The organism is Streptomyces akebiae (assembly GCF_019599145.1).
GTDB classification, from domain to species: Bacteria; Actinomycetota; Actinomycetes; order Streptomycetales; family Streptomycetaceae; genus Streptomyces; species Streptomyces akebiae.
Window position 1 is genome coordinate 322,541 of the sequence record NZ_CP080647.1, and the last position, 14,504, is coordinate 337,044.

Annotated in this window: 9 protein-coding genes and 1 pseudogene; 1 reads left to right on the top strand and 9 read right to left on the bottom strand. The window is 71.2% G+C overall.

Going from position 1 to position 14,504, the window contains the following annotated elements; all coding sequences use genetic code 11:
• The first annotated feature begins 241 nt into the window (after positions 1-241).
• Positions 242-1,039, top strand: a complete 798-nt coding sequence (locus tag K1J60_RS01470) for an IclR family transcriptional regulator (RefSeq protein ID WP_220644530.1) — start codon at positions 242-244, stop codon at positions 1,037-1,039.
• On the opposite strand, the gene K1J60_RS01475 is transcribed toward K1J60_RS01470, so the two are convergent.
• From K1J60_RS01475 to K1J60_RS01515, 9 genes and pseudogenes are all read right to left on the bottom strand, one after another.
• A complete protein-coding gene (locus K1J60_RS01475) occupies positions 1,011-1,508 on the bottom strand; it encodes a dihydropteroate synthase (RefSeq protein ID WP_220644531.1) in 498 nt (165 codons plus the stop codon). The two genes, K1J60_RS01470 and K1J60_RS01475, sit on opposite strands and share 29 nt — an antisense overlap.
• A gap of 146 nt (positions 1,509-1,654) precedes the next feature.
• Positions 1,655-2,257 carry a sarcosine oxidase subunit gamma gene (locus K1J60_RS01480; RefSeq protein WP_220644532.1) on the bottom strand — a complete coding sequence of 201 codons (603 nt, stop codon included), beginning with the start codon at positions 2,255-2,257 and terminating at the stop codon, positions 1,655-1,657.
• Positions 2,250-5,527 (bottom strand): annotated as a pseudogene (locus K1J60_RS01485) (sarcosine oxidase subunit delta family protein). Before K1J60_RS01485 ends, K1J60_RS01480 begins: the two are co-directional and overlap by 8 nt.
• An 11-nt stretch (positions 5,528-5,538) precedes the next feature.
• On the bottom strand, positions 5,539-6,771 hold the full coding sequence (locus K1J60_RS01490; RefSeq protein ID WP_220644533.1) for a sarcosine oxidase subunit beta family protein: 1,233 nt from the start codon (positions 6,769-6,771) through the stop codon (positions 5,539-5,541).
• Positions 6,772-6,829: 58 nt separating this feature from the next.
• Positions 6,830-7,690: a bifunctional methylenetetrahydrofolate dehydrogenase/methenyltetrahydrofolate cyclohydrolase gene (locus K1J60_RS01495; protein WP_220644534.1), complete on the bottom strand. Its 861-nt coding sequence runs from the start codon at positions 7,688-7,690 to the stop codon at positions 6,830-6,832.
• Between the two features lie 37 nt (positions 7,691-7,727).
• Positions 7,728-10,166: a GcvT family protein gene (locus tag K1J60_RS01500; protein ID WP_220644535.1), complete on the bottom strand. Its 2,439-nt coding sequence runs from the start codon at positions 10,164-10,166 to the stop codon at positions 7,728-7,730.
• Between the two features lie 236 nt (positions 10,167-10,402).
• The gene (locus tag K1J60_RS01505; protein ID WP_220644536.1) at positions 10,403-11,380 is read right to left on the bottom strand and encodes an ABC transporter substrate-binding protein; all 978 of its coding nucleotides are present in this window, start codon (positions 11,378-11,380) and stop codon (positions 10,403-10,405) included.
• A 13-nt stretch (positions 11,381-11,393) separates the two neighbouring features.
• The gene (locus K1J60_RS01510; RefSeq protein WP_220644537.1) at positions 11,394-13,412 is read right to left on the bottom strand and encodes an ABC transporter permease; all 2,019 of its coding nucleotides are present in this window, start codon (positions 13,410-13,412) and stop codon (positions 11,394-11,396) included.
• On the bottom strand, positions 13,412-14,497 hold the full coding sequence (locus K1J60_RS01515) for a quaternary amine ABC transporter ATP-binding protein (RefSeq protein WP_220644538.1): 1,086 nt from the start codon (positions 14,495-14,497) through the stop codon (positions 13,412-13,414). The genes K1J60_RS01510 and K1J60_RS01515 overlap by 1 nt, the downstream gene beginning before the upstream one ends.
• Positions 14,498-14,504 lie beyond the last annotated feature (7 nt).

The following is a 14,504-nucleotide window of genomic DNA, read 5'->3' on the forward strand; positions in this document are numbered from 1 at the left end:
CGATCGCCGCGTTTCATATGACGCAACGATGTTCGTCATGAGCAACGACGACCAAACTGTCTCCTCGTGGACACCCACTGTCAAGAGGTTGACCACGCCGACTTGCCCGCTCCCCCTCGACGCCTCCCCCTTCCCTGGACGGGAGGGTCCGTGCGAGCATGCGGGCGACTGGGTCCGGCCATGGTCACCGCACTCGGCGAGCACCTCGGAGCCATCGGGAGCGGCTGCGTATAGTTGCACTATGAGCAACTACTCGGCAGAGGGCGCAACAGCGGGTGCCGCGGTGAACGGTGTGCAGTCCGTCGACCGCGCCGTCAGCGTCCTGGAGATCCTCGCCCAGCGCGGCGAGGCCGGTGTCAGTGAGGTCGCCGCCGAGATCGACGTCCACAAGTCGACCGCCTTCCGGCTCCTCGGGGCGCTGGAGGCACGCGGACTGGTCGAGCAGACGGCCGAGCGGGGCAAGTACCGGCTCGGCTTCGGCATCGTGCGGCTCGCCGGCGCCGTCACGGGCCGGCTCGACATCACGCAGCAGGGCCGGCAGGTGTGCGAGCGGCTCAGCGAGGAGATCGGCGAGACCGTCAACATCGCCGTGCTCCAGGAGCACTACGCGGTCAATCTCCACCAGGTGCGCGGCCCGGGCGCGGTCGGCACCCACAACTGGGTCGGCCAGCTCACCCCCGTGCACGCCACGTCCAGCGGCAAGATCCTGCTGGCCCACCTCCCGGAGCGACAGCGGGCCGAGGTGCTGGAGGCGTCCGGGCTGCGCAAGCTGACGCCGCACACGCTGACGACCAGGGCGAAGCTGGAGCAGGACCTCACCACGGCGCGCGAGCTCGGGTACGCGGTGACGCTGGAGGAGCTGGAGATCGGACTGCACGCCATGGCGGCCCCGATCCGCTCCCGCGAGGGCCAGGTCGTCGCCGCGCTCAGCGCCTCCGGCCCGGCCTACCGCTTCACCGAGGAACGCATCCGGGAACTCGTGCCCGTACTGACGCGGGGCGCCGAGGAGATCAGCCGCAGGATGGGCTATCTGGGCTGACCGCCACGGACGGCGCCCCGCCCAGCGGCCGCCACGCCGCCACCGCCGCTTCGGCGCCCCGACGGGCCGTCACCCGGACCGCGTCCAGCGTCGAGGCGACTTCGGCGGAGCTCAGCCCTGGGTCGACGGTCAGCGAACCGGGTGGGACGCCCGCCTCCGGGGCCGCGTCGCTCCTCGGCCGCAGCTCCCGGAGCACGTCGTCGACCACATCGCCGTTGACCAGCCGTGCGCCCGCCTCCAGCGCACGGGCGGCGACCTCGGCCCACCCGGTGTCGACACCGACGACCGCGCCGGGCGAAGCGAGTGGGATCCCCCGGGACGAAGTCTGGGGGAGGGTCGACTCGCCGCCCACGTCCACGATGGCGGCGCCCTGCCCCAGCAGGGCGCCGCCACGTGCCCCGGCTGCTTCGGTGGCGCATGACGGCCCGCCCTCGGAGAACGAGTCCGGCGTGACGTTCACGACGCCCATGACCAGCGTGCGCCCGGGCCCGGCAGTCCGTGCGGGTGCGGGTGCGGGTGCGGTCCGGCGTGCCCGGGGGCGACGACGGCGTGGGGGCGGGGCCGTGACCGTCACCGGTGTCCGACTCTCGGCCCGCTGACAGGGGCTCGCATGCCTCAGACGTACTCCGTCGCCGCGTCGAGCAGCCAGTCCGCCAGATAGCCGGCGAACGACGAACGGACCAGGACCCAGAAACCGGCGCCGGGCTCCTCCCGTGCGACCAGGACGGCCTGGGTGCGGGCCAGGGTGGTCTGGGCGCAGCGCCCGGCACCGAAGGCGCGCGGGTGCAGGTCCAGCGGGCAGCCGTGGGCCAGCAGGTCGCGGGCGCGCGGGCCGGTGATGAGGACCGTGGTGCGCTGTGCGGAGACGTCGGTCACGGAGACCGGCTCCTCTCCGGCGGCTTCCCTGATCCGGCTCTCCAGCTCGCGCCCGCCGCCCGGCGGCCCCACGAGCAGCCACTCGTCGGGGCCGAGCCACAGCGCGGTCAGCTCCCCCGCGCGGGCGACGGTGTTGGGCTCCAGCGGTAGCGGCAGGCCCAGCGCGAGGCCGACGGCGTCCGCCGCCGCCCCCTTGGCGTCGAGACGTACGTCGAGCTGGGTGAGGAAGGGGAGTTCGGCCAGGCGGATCCTGCCCCCGGAGGTGCGGGTGGCGGCGGCCAGCCGGTCGGCGGCCCCGGACAGGGGGCTGCGGGGCCGGGAGGTCGGGGCGGTGTCAGCCATCGCGGCGGGCTCCCTCGGGGTCGTAGAGAACGGGGCTCGCGACGGTCACGGGGACCAGTCGGTCGCCCACGGGGGCGTACAGCCGCTCGCCGACGCGGTCCCTGCCGCCCTTGACCAGGGCGAGCGCGAAGGTCCGGCCGAGGGCGGCACTGCGGTAGCTGGAGGTGACGTGGCCGAGCATCGGCACGGGCGGGGCCGGCAGCACGCTGTCGGCGACCAGGTGGGTGCCCTCGGGGAGGAAGGCGCCCGGGTCCTCGGGGAGGAGGCCTACCAGGTGCTTGCGGTCGGGGCGGGCGGTGTCCGCGCGGGCGTGGGACCGCTTGCCGATGAAGTCCGGCTTCTTCTTCGAGACCACCCAGCTCATCCCGAGGTCCTGCGGGGTGACGGTGCCGTCGGTGTCCTGGCCGATGATCGGGTAGCCCTTCTCGGCACGCAGGACGTGCATGGTCTCGGTGCCGTACGGGGTGATGCCGTACGGTGCGCCGGCCTCGTACAGCGCCTCCCAGAGGGCCAGGGCCTCCCACGGCGACACGTTGATCTCGTAGGCGAGTTCACCGGAGAAGCTGATGCGGCAGACCCGGGCCTCGATGCCCGCGACGGCCGTCTCGCGCCAGGCCATGAACGGGAAGTCCTCGTTCGACACGGCCAGTCGCGGGGCGAGGGAGCCGAGGACCTCGCGGGACTTCGGCCCGACCAGCGCGACCGTGGCCCACTGCTCGGTCACCGACGTGCAGTGGACCTTCAGCTCGGGCCACTCCGTCTGGAGCCACTCCTCCATCCAGTCGAGCACGGTGGCGGCGTTGCCGGTCGTCGTGGTGACCAGGTAGCGGTCCTGGGCGACCCGGATGACCGTGCCGTCGTCGAAGACCATGCCGTCCGGGCGGCACATGACGCCGTAGCGGATCATGCCGACCTTCAGGGTGCTCATCATGTTGGTGTAGAGCAGGTCGAGGAAGACACCGGCGTCCGGGCCCTGGACGTCGATCTTGCCGAGGGTGGAGGCGTCCATGAAGCCCACGCCCTCGCGGGTGGCCGCGCACTCGCGGAGCACGGCGGTCTCCATGTCCTCGCCGTCCCGCGGGTAGTACCAGGGTCGCTTCCACTGACCGACGTTCTCGAACAGCGCGCCGTGCCCGACGTGCCACTCGTGGAGGGCGGTCGTACGGACCGGATCGCTGAGCACGCCCCGGTCACGGCCCGCGAGGGCGGCGAAGGAGACCGGTGTGTACGGCGGGCGGAAGGTGGTCGTGCCGAGAGCCGAGACGTCCACGCCGAGCAGCTCGGCGACGACACCGCCGGCCAGCACGCCCGAGGTCTTGCCCTGGTCGTTGGCGGTGCCCGCCGTGGTGTACCGCTTGGTGTGCTCCACCGAGCGCAGGCCGGCGCCGGTCGCGCGGGCCAGGTCGGCCACCGTGACGTCGCGCTGGAGGTCGACGAACCGGGGGGCGTCCGACTCGCCCGGGACGACGTACACATGCATCGGCGGTGTCCCGGCGGGCCGCGCGGCGACCACGGGGAGGCGGGGCGCCTCGGCCGTGTATCCCTCGGCCTCGATCGCGCGGGCACCGGCGGCGGCGCCCTGGGCGAGGACGGCGGCCTGGTCGAGGAGACCGCTCGCGCTGCCCACGACCTCGACCGCCTGGCGGCAGGTGTCGGGCACGAAGGAGCCCAGCGACGCGTCGTGGCGCAGCTTGCCGCCGGACTGGCTGAACAGGTGCGCCACCGGGTTCCAGCCGCCGGAGACCAGCAGCAGGTCGGCGGCGAACTCCCGCTGTCCGGCGGACTCGCCGTACGGGGCGACGCTCACGGCGGTGAGGCGGGGCCCGCCGTCGGTGCCGGTGACGGCGTGTCCGGCCAGGACCTCGATGCCGGCGGCCGTGGCGCGCTCGGCCCACTCCCCCGGTTCGGGGCGGGTGTCGACGATCGCGGTGACGGTCAGGCCCGCCGAGGAGAGGTCCAGGGCCGCCTCGTAGGCGCTGTCGTTGGTGGTGAGGACGACCGCGCGGCGGCCGGGCAGGGCGCCGTGGCGGTTGACGTGGGTGCGGGCCGAGGAGGCCAGCATCACGCCGGGGCGGTCGTTGTCCGCGAAGGCCAGGGAGCGTTCGTGGGCGCCGGTCGCGAGGACGACGCGGCGGGCGCGGATGCGGTGGACGCGTTCCCGGGAGACGTGTCCGGGCGCCGCGCCGCCGAGGTGGTTGGTGCGGCGCTCGACGGCGAGGAGGTGGTTGTCGTCGTAGTAGCCGAAGACGGTGGTCCGGCGCAGGACGCGGACCTCGGGGGCGGCGTCGAGCAGGTCGGCGGTCTCCCTCACCCAGTCGAGGTGTTCGGCGGTGCCGAGGAGGCTGCCGCCGAGTTCCGGCTGGTCGTCGGCGAGGATGACACGGGCGCCGCTTCTCGCGGCCGCCGCCGCGGCCGCGAGACCGGCCGGGCCCGCGCCCACGATCAGGAGGTCGCAGTGGGCGTGCACGGCGTCGTAACGGGCGGGGTCGGGTTCAGTGGCGAGGCGTCCCTGGCCGGGGAGGCTGGTCGCGACCAGGCCGTCGTACAGCTCGACGGTCGTCGCGGGGAGCATCGGCTCGGGGAAGGGTTCCTCGATCTGGACGACCGCGTTGGGCTCTTCGACGCCGGCGGAGAAGATGCCCCGGGGGCGGCCGAGTTTGATGCTGGTGCCCGCCTCGACGACGCCGTTGGCAAGGAGGGCGGAGGCGAGGGTGTCGCCTCGGTGGCCCTGGTACTCGGTGCCGTCGAAGGTGAACGTGAGGGTCGTGTCCCGGTCGACGCGGCCTCGGGTGGGGTGGCGGAACGGCTGGGTTGTCCCGCCCCCGCCGCCCCTTCCCGTCCCGTCCTGAAGGGGCTGTGCCCCTTCGACCCCGTTCCGGGGGCTGCGCCCCCGGGCCCCCCGTCGGCCTGAACGGCCTCGTCCTCAAGCGCCGGACGGGCTGAGACATGCCGACCGGCGTCGAGAGGCGTGGCCGAGATCGCCGGCCTTGGTTCCGGGGTTTCCGGGCGTTCCTCGCCCGAGCGGTACACCGACAGGATCTCGTTCGTCGAGGTGTCGCGGACCGCGTTGAACCAGCGGCGGCAGCCCGCCGCGTGGCTCCAGCGTTCGGCGAAGGGGCCCTTGGTGTTGTCGCGGAAGAAGAGGTAGCGGGCCCACTCCTCGTCCGTGAGGGCCGAGGGGGTCTCGGGGTAGGCCACGTGGGCCTGGCCGCCGTAGTGGAACTCGGCCTCGTCGCGGGGCCCGCACCACGGGCAGGTGATGAGCAGCATGGTTGGGCTCCCTAGTGGGCCACCGCGGCCGCGCCGTGCTCGTCGACGAGCGCGCCGGTGGTGAAACGGTCGAGCGAGAAGGGGGCGTTGAGGGCGTGCGGGGTGTCGTGGGCGATGGTGTGGGCGTAGACCCAGCCGACGCCCGGGGTGGCCTTGAAACCGCCCGTTCCCCAGCCGCAGTTGAGATAGAGGTTGTCGACGGGGCTGAGCCCGATGATCGGCGATGCGTCGGGGCTGACGTCGACGATGCCGCCCCAGGTGCGCAGCACATGAGCGCGGGCGAAGACCGGGAAGAGCTCCAGGGCCGCGGCCATCTGCTCCTCGATGATGTGGAAGGCACCGCGCTGGGTGTACGAGTTGTACGCGTCGATGCCCGCGCCCATCACCAGCTCGCCCTTGTGCGCCTGGCTGACGTACACATGCACGGCGTTGGACATCACGACCGTGGGGTGCACCGGCTCCAGGAGTTCGGAGACCAGGGCCTGCAACGGGTGGCTCTGGACCGGGAGTCGGATGCCGGCCATGGCGGCGAGGACCGAGGTGTGGCCCGCCGAGCAGAGGGCGACCTTGCCGGCCGCGATGCGGCCCCGGGTCGTGCGGACGCCGACGACGCGGTTGTCGACCACGTCCAGGCCGGTGACCTCGCAGTTCTGGATGATGTCGATGCCGGCCGCGTCGGCGGAGCGGGCCAGGCCCCAGGCCACGTGGTCGTGCTTGGCGATGCCGGCGCGCGGCTGGTAGGTGGCGCCCAGGACCGGGTAGCGCACGTCCTGGGAGATGTTGACGATCGGACAGACGTCCTTGACGCCGTCGGCGTCGAGCCACTCCGCGTCCACGCCGTTGAGGCGGTTGGCCTCGACGCGGCGCACGCTGTCGCGGACGTCCTGGAGGCTGTGCGCGAGGTTCAGCACACCGCGCTGGGAGAAGAGGATCGGGTAGTCGAGCTCCTCCTCCAGTCCCTCCCAGAGCTTGAGGGCGTGCTCGTAGATGCCGGCGCTCTCGTCCCACAGGTAGTTCGAGCGGATGATCGTGGTGTTGCGGGCCATGTTGCCGCCGCCGAGCCAGCCCTTCTCCAGCACCGCGACATTGGTGATGCCGTGGTTCCTGGCCAGATAGTGGGCGGTGGCCAGACCGTGTCCGCCGCCGCCGACGATGACCACGTCGTACGACTTCTTCGGCTCGGGGTCACGCCACAGCCAGTCGGGGTGCTCGGGGAGGTCGGCGCCGGGGGTACGGGGGCTCATCGGACGTCTCCGTCTTCTGAAAGGTGCGGATGCTGCGGGTACTGGGGGACGTGCGCGTTCATACGGCGGTGGCGTTCCTCTCGGCGGCCTCGACGACGTTGGCCAGCAACATCGCGCGGGTCATGGGGCCCACCCCGCCGGGCATCGGCGCGATCCAGCCGGCGACCTGGGCGGCGTCCGGGTGGATGTCGCCGACCAGGCCCTGGTCGGTGCGGGTGATGCCGACGTCCAGGACGGCCGCGCCGGAGCGCAGCATGTCCTTGGTGATCAGCCCGGGTGAACCGGCCGCCGCGATGACGATGTCGGCCTCACGGGTGTGCCAGGCCAGGCCCTTGGTGCCGGTGTGGCACAGGGTGACGGTGGCGTTCTCGGAGCGGCGGGTGAGCAGCAGGCCGATGGGGCGGCCGACCGTGATGCCCCGGCCGACCACGCAGACGCGGGCGCCGGCGAGCGGTACGTCGTGCCGGCGCAGGAGTTCGACGATGCCGCGCGGGGTGCAGGGCAGCGGGGCGTCGACGCCGAGGGTGAGCCGGCCGAGGTTGACGGGGTGCAGTCCGTCGGCGTCCTTGGCCGGGTCCATGCGTTCCAGTACGGCGTTCGCGTCGAGGTGGCGGGGCAGCGGGAGCTGGACGATGTAGCCGGTGCAGGCAGGGTCGGCGTTGAGCTCGTCGATGACGTCCTCTACCTGCTGCTGGGAGGCGTCGGCGGGCAGGTCGCGGCGGATGGAGGCGATGCCGACCTGGGCGCAGTCGCGGTGCTTGCCGGCGACATAGGCGCGGCTGCCGGGGTCCTCGCCGACCAGGACGGTGCCGAGGCCCGGCGGACGGCCGCCGGTTGCGGTCGACTTGGCCACCCGCTCCGTGAGTTCGCGGCGGATGTCGGCGGCGGTCGCCTTGCCGTCGAGCAGCGTTGCGTTCACCGGCGGTGTTCCTTCCCTCTGCGGTCGTGGCCGGGGGTCAGCCACGGAGGCGGGACATGGTCGGGTCGAACAGGGGCTCCTCGGTGACGACCGCCTCGACGAGCTGGTCGAAATAGCCGATGCGCAGCGCGGTTCCGGGTGTCGTGAGGTCCGTCGGGAGCCAGGCGTAGGCGATGCCCTTGCCGATGGTGTAGCCGTAGGCGGCGCTGGTGACGTAGCCGACGGGGCGGTCGCCGTCGAGGACCGGTTCCTTGCCCATGACGACCGACCGGGGGTCGTCGATGACGAGGCAGGTCAGCTTGCGCCGGACGTTCTCCTTGCGGCGCAGCAGCGCGTCCTTGCCGATGAAGTCGTCCTTGTCGAGCTTGACGGCGAAGCCGACCCCGGCCTCGTAGGGGTCGTGCTCGTAGGTCATGTCGGTGCCGAAGGAGCGGTAGCCCTTCTCCAGGCGGAGGCTGTTGAAGGCGCCGCGGCCGGCGATGACGCCGCCGAGCGGCTCGGCCGCCTCCCAGAGGGTGTCCCAGAGTTTCTGGCCCTGGTCGGCGGTGGTGTAGAGCTCCCAGCCGAGTTCGCCGACGTAGCTCAGGCGCATGGCGGTGACGGGCACCGAGCCGATGTAGGCGTGCTTGGCGCGGAAGTACTTCAGGCCGTCGTTCGAGAAGTCGGCGTCGGTGAGGGGCTGGAGGACCTTGCGGGCCAGCGGGCCCCACAGGCCGACGCAGCAGGTGCCGGGGGTGATGTCGCGGACCTGGACCGTGCCGTCGGCCGGGAGGTGGCGGGTGATCCAGTCGAGGTCGAGGTTGCCGTTGGCGCCGATCTGGAAGGTGTCGCGGGCGAGCCGGGCGACGGTGACGTCGCTGCGGATGCCGCCGTCGTGGTCGAGGAAGAGGGTGTAGGTGACCGAGCCGACGGATTTGGCGACCTTGCCGGTGCACAGGCGCTCCAGGAGGTCGGCGGCGCCGGGGCCGCTCACCTCCAGGCGCTTGAGGGCCGTCATGTCGTACATCGCGACGGTCTCGCGGGTGGCCTGGGCCTCGGCGCCGACGATGGGCGACCAGTACCGCGCGGCCCAGTCGCCCGGGGTGGGGATGGAGCGGCCCTCGACGAGGCCGGCGTTGGCCTCGTACCACTGCGGGCGCTCCCAGCCGTTCGCCTCCAGGAAGAAGGCGCCGTGCTCCTGCTGGCGGGCGTGGAAGGGGCTGGTGCGGATCGGGCGGGGGTCCCCGGAGGGCTGGAGGGGGTGGAGGATGTCGTAGACCTCGACGAAGTTCTGGCAGTCGCGGGCCAGGACGTACTCCGGGGAGAGCTGGTGCGGTTCGAAGCGGTTGACGTCGCACTCGTGGAGGTCGAAGGAGGAGCAGTAGCCGTCGACCAGCCATTCGGCCATGGCCCGGCCGACTCCGGCGGAGTGGGTGACCCAGACCGCCTCGGCGACCCAGAAGCCCTTGACGTCCGGGGACTCGCCGAGCAGCGGGAAGTTGTCGGTGGTGAAGGAGAACAGGCCGTTGATGCCCTCCTCGATGTTCGCCTCCTTGGTGGAGGGCAGCAGCGACTGGGTCTCGGTCCAGGCGTCGGCGAAGTCGTCCTCGGTGAACTTCAGGACCGACGGCATGTCGTCGGCCTCGTCCACGGAGAGGATCTCGTCGGCCGTGATGGGCATCGGGCGGTGGCCGTAGTAGCCGATGCCGATGCCGTCGAAGCGGTCGCGGTAGTAGAGGTCGGCGTCCTGGTGGCGCAGGATCGGCCGGATCGCCTCCTCGGTCTGACCGGCGAGCGCCGGGATCGGGCCGGTCCAGGCGAGTTGGTGGGCGAGCGGGGTCAGCGGGAGGTTCATGCCGACCATGCGGGCGATCTTCGGGCCCCAGATGCCGGCGCAGCACACGACGATGTCGGCCGGGAGCTCGCCCTGGTCGGTGAGGACGCCGGTGACCTCGCCGTCGGCCCGCAGGACGTCGAGGACCTCGTGGCGGGCCAGGAAGGTCACGCCGCGCTCGGCGGCCCGGCGGATCTGCGCCTCTACGGCGAGGACCGCCTTGGCGAGGCCGTCGGTGGGGACCAGGAGGCCGCCGAGGACCTTGTCGCGGTCGACCAGCGGGTGTCGTTCGACGCACTCGTCGGCGGTGAGCAGGCGGGACTCGATGCCCCAGGCGGTGATCCAGCCGTGGCGGCGGCGCAGTTCGGTCAGGCGCTCGGGGGTGGTGGCGACTTCGAGGCCGCCGACCTGGAGGAAGCAGGGCTTGCCGTCCACGTCCAGGGAGCAGAACTTCTCGACGGTGTACCGGGCCAGCTCGGTCATCGTCTTGGAGGAGTTCGTCTGGAAGACCAGACCCGGGGCGTGTGAGGAGGAGCCCCCGGTGGCGGGGAGCGGGCCCTGGTCGACCACGGTCACCTCGGTCCAGCCTCGCGCGGAGATCTCGTCCGCGAGAGCCGCTCCCACGACGCCCGCTCCGATGATGACCACTCGGGGTCCCGCCATCGCCGCACCTCCGCCTTGTTGACCGGTCGAGCCGATCGAGTTGCTGTTTACGCAACGCGATTCAGGTTGCGCAACTCAATGTGCCTTCCGCGCAGGTGGGTGTCAAGGGCCCCGGGACCTCGGAAAACAGGCCGGGGAAGAGGGGGAACACGGCGATGCCCGGTGGGCGGCGCGCATCCCTCGCGCACCGCCCACCGGGCATGTCCCGACCGGATTCCCGCGTCCGGTCGCCGGCACTACTTGAGCCAGGCGTCCACCTTGAGACGGTTGGCCTCGACCCACTTCTTCGCCGCGGCCTCGGGGGTCATCTTGTCCACGGCGATGTACTTCGCCACGATGTTCTGGTCGTCGTTGGTCCAGCTGAAGTTCTTCACCAGGTCATAGGCGGGGCTGCCCGAGTCGGCGAACTTCTTGCTGACGATCTTGTCCAGCGTGTAGACGGGGTAGTCGCAGGCGACCTTCTCGGCGTCGGCGTCGCAGCCCTCCTTGTAGTCGGGCAGCTTGACCTTCACCAGCGGCACCTCGGACATGAACCACTGGGGCTCGTAGAAGTAGCCGATCACCCATTCCTTGTTCTTCTCCGCCTTGCGGAAGGTCTGGATGAGGGCGGTCTCGCTGCCCGCGTACACGACCTTGTAGTCCAGGTTCAGGTTCTTCACCAGGGCCTCGTCGTTGGTGACGAACGACGGGTCGCCGTCGAGGAGCTGACCCTTTCCGCCGGACTCCGACGTCTTGAACTTCGCCGCGTACTTGTTGAGGTTCTCCCAGTTCGTGATGTCCGGGTGCTCCTTGGCGAGCCACGGCGGCACGTACCAGCCGATCAGGCCTTCGTTTCCGGTCGCGCCGGCGTCCACGGCGGTCTTCTGGTCGGTGATGTACTTCTTCTTCAGGTCGTCGTGGCCCCAGTTCTCGACGACCGCGTCCACCTCACCGGTCCCGAAGCCCTGCCAGGCGATCTCCTCCTTCAGGTCCTTCTTGGTGACCTTGCAGCCGAGGTCGTTCTCCGCGACGTAGGCGATGACCGCCGCGTTGGCCTCGTAGCCGACCCACGGGTTGACCGCGAGGTTGAACGTGCCGCACTTGGCGGAGCCGCCCGAGCCGCCCGCGTCCGAGGAACTGTCACCGACCTTCGCGCCGCCGCAGGCGGTGAGGGTGAGGCCGAGGACCGCCATACCGGCCGCGCCGGCTCTCCATCGTCTTGCTTGCCTTGCCATGGTCAGTTGCTCCTTATGCACTGGTACGCCGCGCCGCGGCCTGAGTGATGCGGTCGAACATGACTCCGAGAAGGACGATGGCGAGCCCGGCGGCGAGCCCCTTCCCGAAGAGCTGGCCCTGCGAGAAACCGGCCACGACGTCGTAGCCGAGGGCGCCGGCACCTACCAGGCCGCCCACCACAACCATCGACAGCACATAGATCAGACCCTGGTTCGTGGCGAGAGTCAGGGCGCCGCGTGCCATCGGCAGCTGGACCTTGGTGATGATCTGCCAGGTGTTGGACCCGGCGGAGGTGGCCGCCTCCACGGTCGTCGCGGGCACGTTCCGCACCCCGTCCGCGATGATCTTCATGGCGACGGGGGCCGCGTAGACGATCGCGGCGACGATCGCCGTGAAACGGGTCGCGCCGAAGAGTGCGAGGAACGGCACCAGATAGACGAACGGCGGCATGACCTGGGCCGCGTCCAGGCTGGGCCGCAGCATGCGGTCCGCCAGCCGGCTGCGGCCCATCCACACACCGAAGACGATGCCGAGCAGCATCACGAGAACGGTGGCGACCACGGTCGACGCCAGCGTCGTCATGCTGTCGGACCACACCCCGGTGGCGACCAGCAGCCCCACGCACACCGCCGTGGTGAGGCCGGCCCGCCAGCCGCCGAGGACGACTCCGAGCGCGATCAGCACGGCGCCGACGAGCCACCACGGGGAGTCGGTGAGCAGCGACTGGAAGGGGTTGAGCAGTCCGTTGGTGATGAGGTCGCGGACCGTGTTGGTGACACCCGAGAGGTTGTCCTGCACCCAGGTCGTCGTGGTGTCGGCCGCGCTCGCGATGGAGCTGCCGACACCGCCCTCGCCTGGGAACTCCGCCGCCCACACATAGGTGTGCGACATGAAGACCAGGACGGCCGTGAGGACCGCGCCGGCGCCGAGCAGCGGCCGCCGCCAGGCGAGGAACCGGTTCTTGGAGCGCCGGGCCTCCTCCTCGCGCGTGCTGGCCGCGGTCGTGACCCGGTCGAGGACGATCGCCAGGACGACGATGGACAGGCCCGCGTTGAAGGCCGTGCCGACGTCGAGCGACTGGAGCGCCTGGACGACGGTCTTGCCGAGGCCGGGAGCGTCGATCAGGGCCGCGATGGTCACCATGGCCAGAGCGGCCATGATGGTCTGGTTGACGCCCATCACCACGGTCCGCTTGGACATGGGCAGCAGGACCTTCAGCAGGGCCTGACCGCGCGTCGCCCCGAGCGAGTCGGCGGCCTCCACCGTCGTCTCCGGCACGTTCCGGATGGCGTGCGCGGTGATCCGGATGGCCGGCGGCGCCGCGTAGATCACGGTGGCGATGGTGGCGGAGGCTCCGCCGATGAGGAAGAACAGGGTCAGCGGGGCCAGGTAGACGAAGGTCGGCATCGTCTGCATGAAGTCCAGCAGGGGCGTGACGATCCGGTTGACCCGGTCGGACAGCCCCGCCCACACGCCCAGCGGGATCGCGAACAGCAGCGCCACGAACACCGCGGAGACGGTGAGCGCCAGGGTGTCCATGCTCTCCTGCCACAGCCCCTGGAGGCCCAGGAAGGTGAAGCCGGCCACCGCCAGCAGCGCGACCCGCCAGTTGCCGAACGCCCAGGAGAGATAGCCCGCGAGGCCGACGACGCCGAGCCAGCCGATCTGCGGGAGGGGGCGGTCGACGGAGGGCTGCGAGATCAGCTCCTGCACGAAGGTCACCAGGGTGTCGATGACCAGGCGGATCTCGTTGAAGAAGTACAGGAAGAGCGGGTTGGAGTTGCGGTTCGCGCCGATCGAGTCGTTGACGTCGTTGAACCAGCGGTGCAGATCGGTCAGGTCCGCCGCCCCGAGGGCGAGGGTCTGCTTGCCGCGCAGGACGACGAAGAGCACCAGCCAGACGAGCAGGATCGCGCCGATCACCATGGGCCGGCTGACACGGCGGGGCTCTCGGACCGGGGCCGGCTCCTCGGCCGGCCGGGTCTTCTCCGGTCTGCCCGGCGGTTCGGTCTTCTCCACGACGACGGTCATCACGCGCCGCCTTCCTGCCCGGCGACCACGGCGAGGATCTCCTCGTCACCGACGATGCCGAGCAGCTTGCCGTTCTCGACGACCTTGACCGGCTTGTCGGCGGCGAGCACCGCCCGGGTGGCTTCCTTGACCACGACGTCCGGTCCCAGTTCGCGGCCGTCCAGGGCGTCGCCGTCCTCCAGGGGCCGCATGATCCACCGCAGGGTGAGCACGTCGCCGCGCGGTACGTCCTTGACGAACTCGCGCACGTAGTCGTCGGCCGGGGCGCCGACCAGCTCGTCGCCGGTGCCGCACTGGACCATCTTGCCGTCGCGCATGATCAGGATGCGGTCGCCCAGTTTGAGGGCCTCGGAGAGGTCGTGGGTGATGAAGACCATCGTCTTGCCGACCTCGTGGTGCAGCCGGATGACCTCGTTCTGCATGTCGCGGCGGATCAGCGGGTCGAGCGCCGAGAACGGTTCGTCGAAGAAGAGCACGTCCGGATCGCCGGCCAGCGCGCGGGCCAGCCCGACCCGCTGTTGCATACCGCCGGAGAGCTGGTCGGGGTAGGACTTCTCGTAACCGGCGAGGCCGACCAGCTCGACAACCTCCTGGGCCCGCCGGAGGCGCTCGGCCCTGCCCATGCCGCGGATCTCCAGCCCGAAGGCCACGTTGTCGAGGACCCTGCGGTGGGGCAGCAGCCCGAAGTGCTGGAAGACCATGGAGAACTTGCGGCGACGCAGCTCGCGCAGGCGTCTGTCGTCGGCCTGGCGGATGTCCTCGCCCTCGAAGACGACCTCCCCCGCGGTGGGTTCGATCAGCCGGGTCAGACATCGCACCAGGGTGGACTTGCCGGAGCCGGACAGGCCCATGACGACGAAGACCTCACCGGGCGAGACGTCGAAGTTCACATCGCGCACGGCGGCGGTGCAGCCGGTGCGGTCCATCAGCTCACGGCGGGTGAGCCCGCACAGCTCCTCCGACTCCGGCACCCGGTCGGCCTTCGGCCCGAACACCTTCCACAGCCTGCGCACGGAGATGACCGGGGTGGGACCCGAGTCCTGGGGCGTGCCGCGCCGCTGCGGCACCTCGGTCTGGGTGGTCATGTTCGAC

Bases quoted from the DNA above. Each gene is read 5' to 3' on its own strand.
- K1J60_RS01470 (WP_220644530.1), top strand. From the start codon at position 242: ATGAGCAACTACTCGGCAGAGGGCGCAACAGCGGGTGCCGCGGTGAAC.
- K1J60_RS01515 (WP_220644538.1), bottom strand. From the start codon at position 14,497: ATGACCACCCAGACCGAGGTGCCGCAGCGGCGCGGCACGCCCCAGGAC.
- K1J60_RS01480 (WP_220644532.1), bottom strand. From the start codon at position 2,257: ATGGCTGACACCGCCCCGACCTCCCGGCCCCGCAGCCCCCTGTCCGGG.
- K1J60_RS01505 (WP_220644536.1), bottom strand. From the start codon at position 11,380: ATGGCAAGGCAAGCAAGACGATGGAGAGCCGGCGCGGCCGGTATGGCG.
- K1J60_RS01490 (WP_220644533.1), bottom strand. From the start codon at position 6,771: ATGAGCCCCCGTACCCCCGGCGCCGACCTCCCCGAGCACCCCGACTGG.
- K1J60_RS01510 (WP_220644537.1), bottom strand. From the start codon at position 13,412: ATGACCGTCGTCGTGGAGAAGACCGAACCGCCGGGCAGACCGGAGAAG.
- K1J60_RS01475 (WP_220644531.1), bottom strand. From the start codon at position 1,508: ATGGGCGTCGTGAACGTCACGCCGGACTCGTTCTCCGAGGGCGGGCCG.
- K1J60_RS01500 (WP_220644535.1), bottom strand. From the start codon at position 10,166: ATGGCGGGACCCCGAGTGGTCATCATCGGAGCGGGCGTCGTGGGAGCG.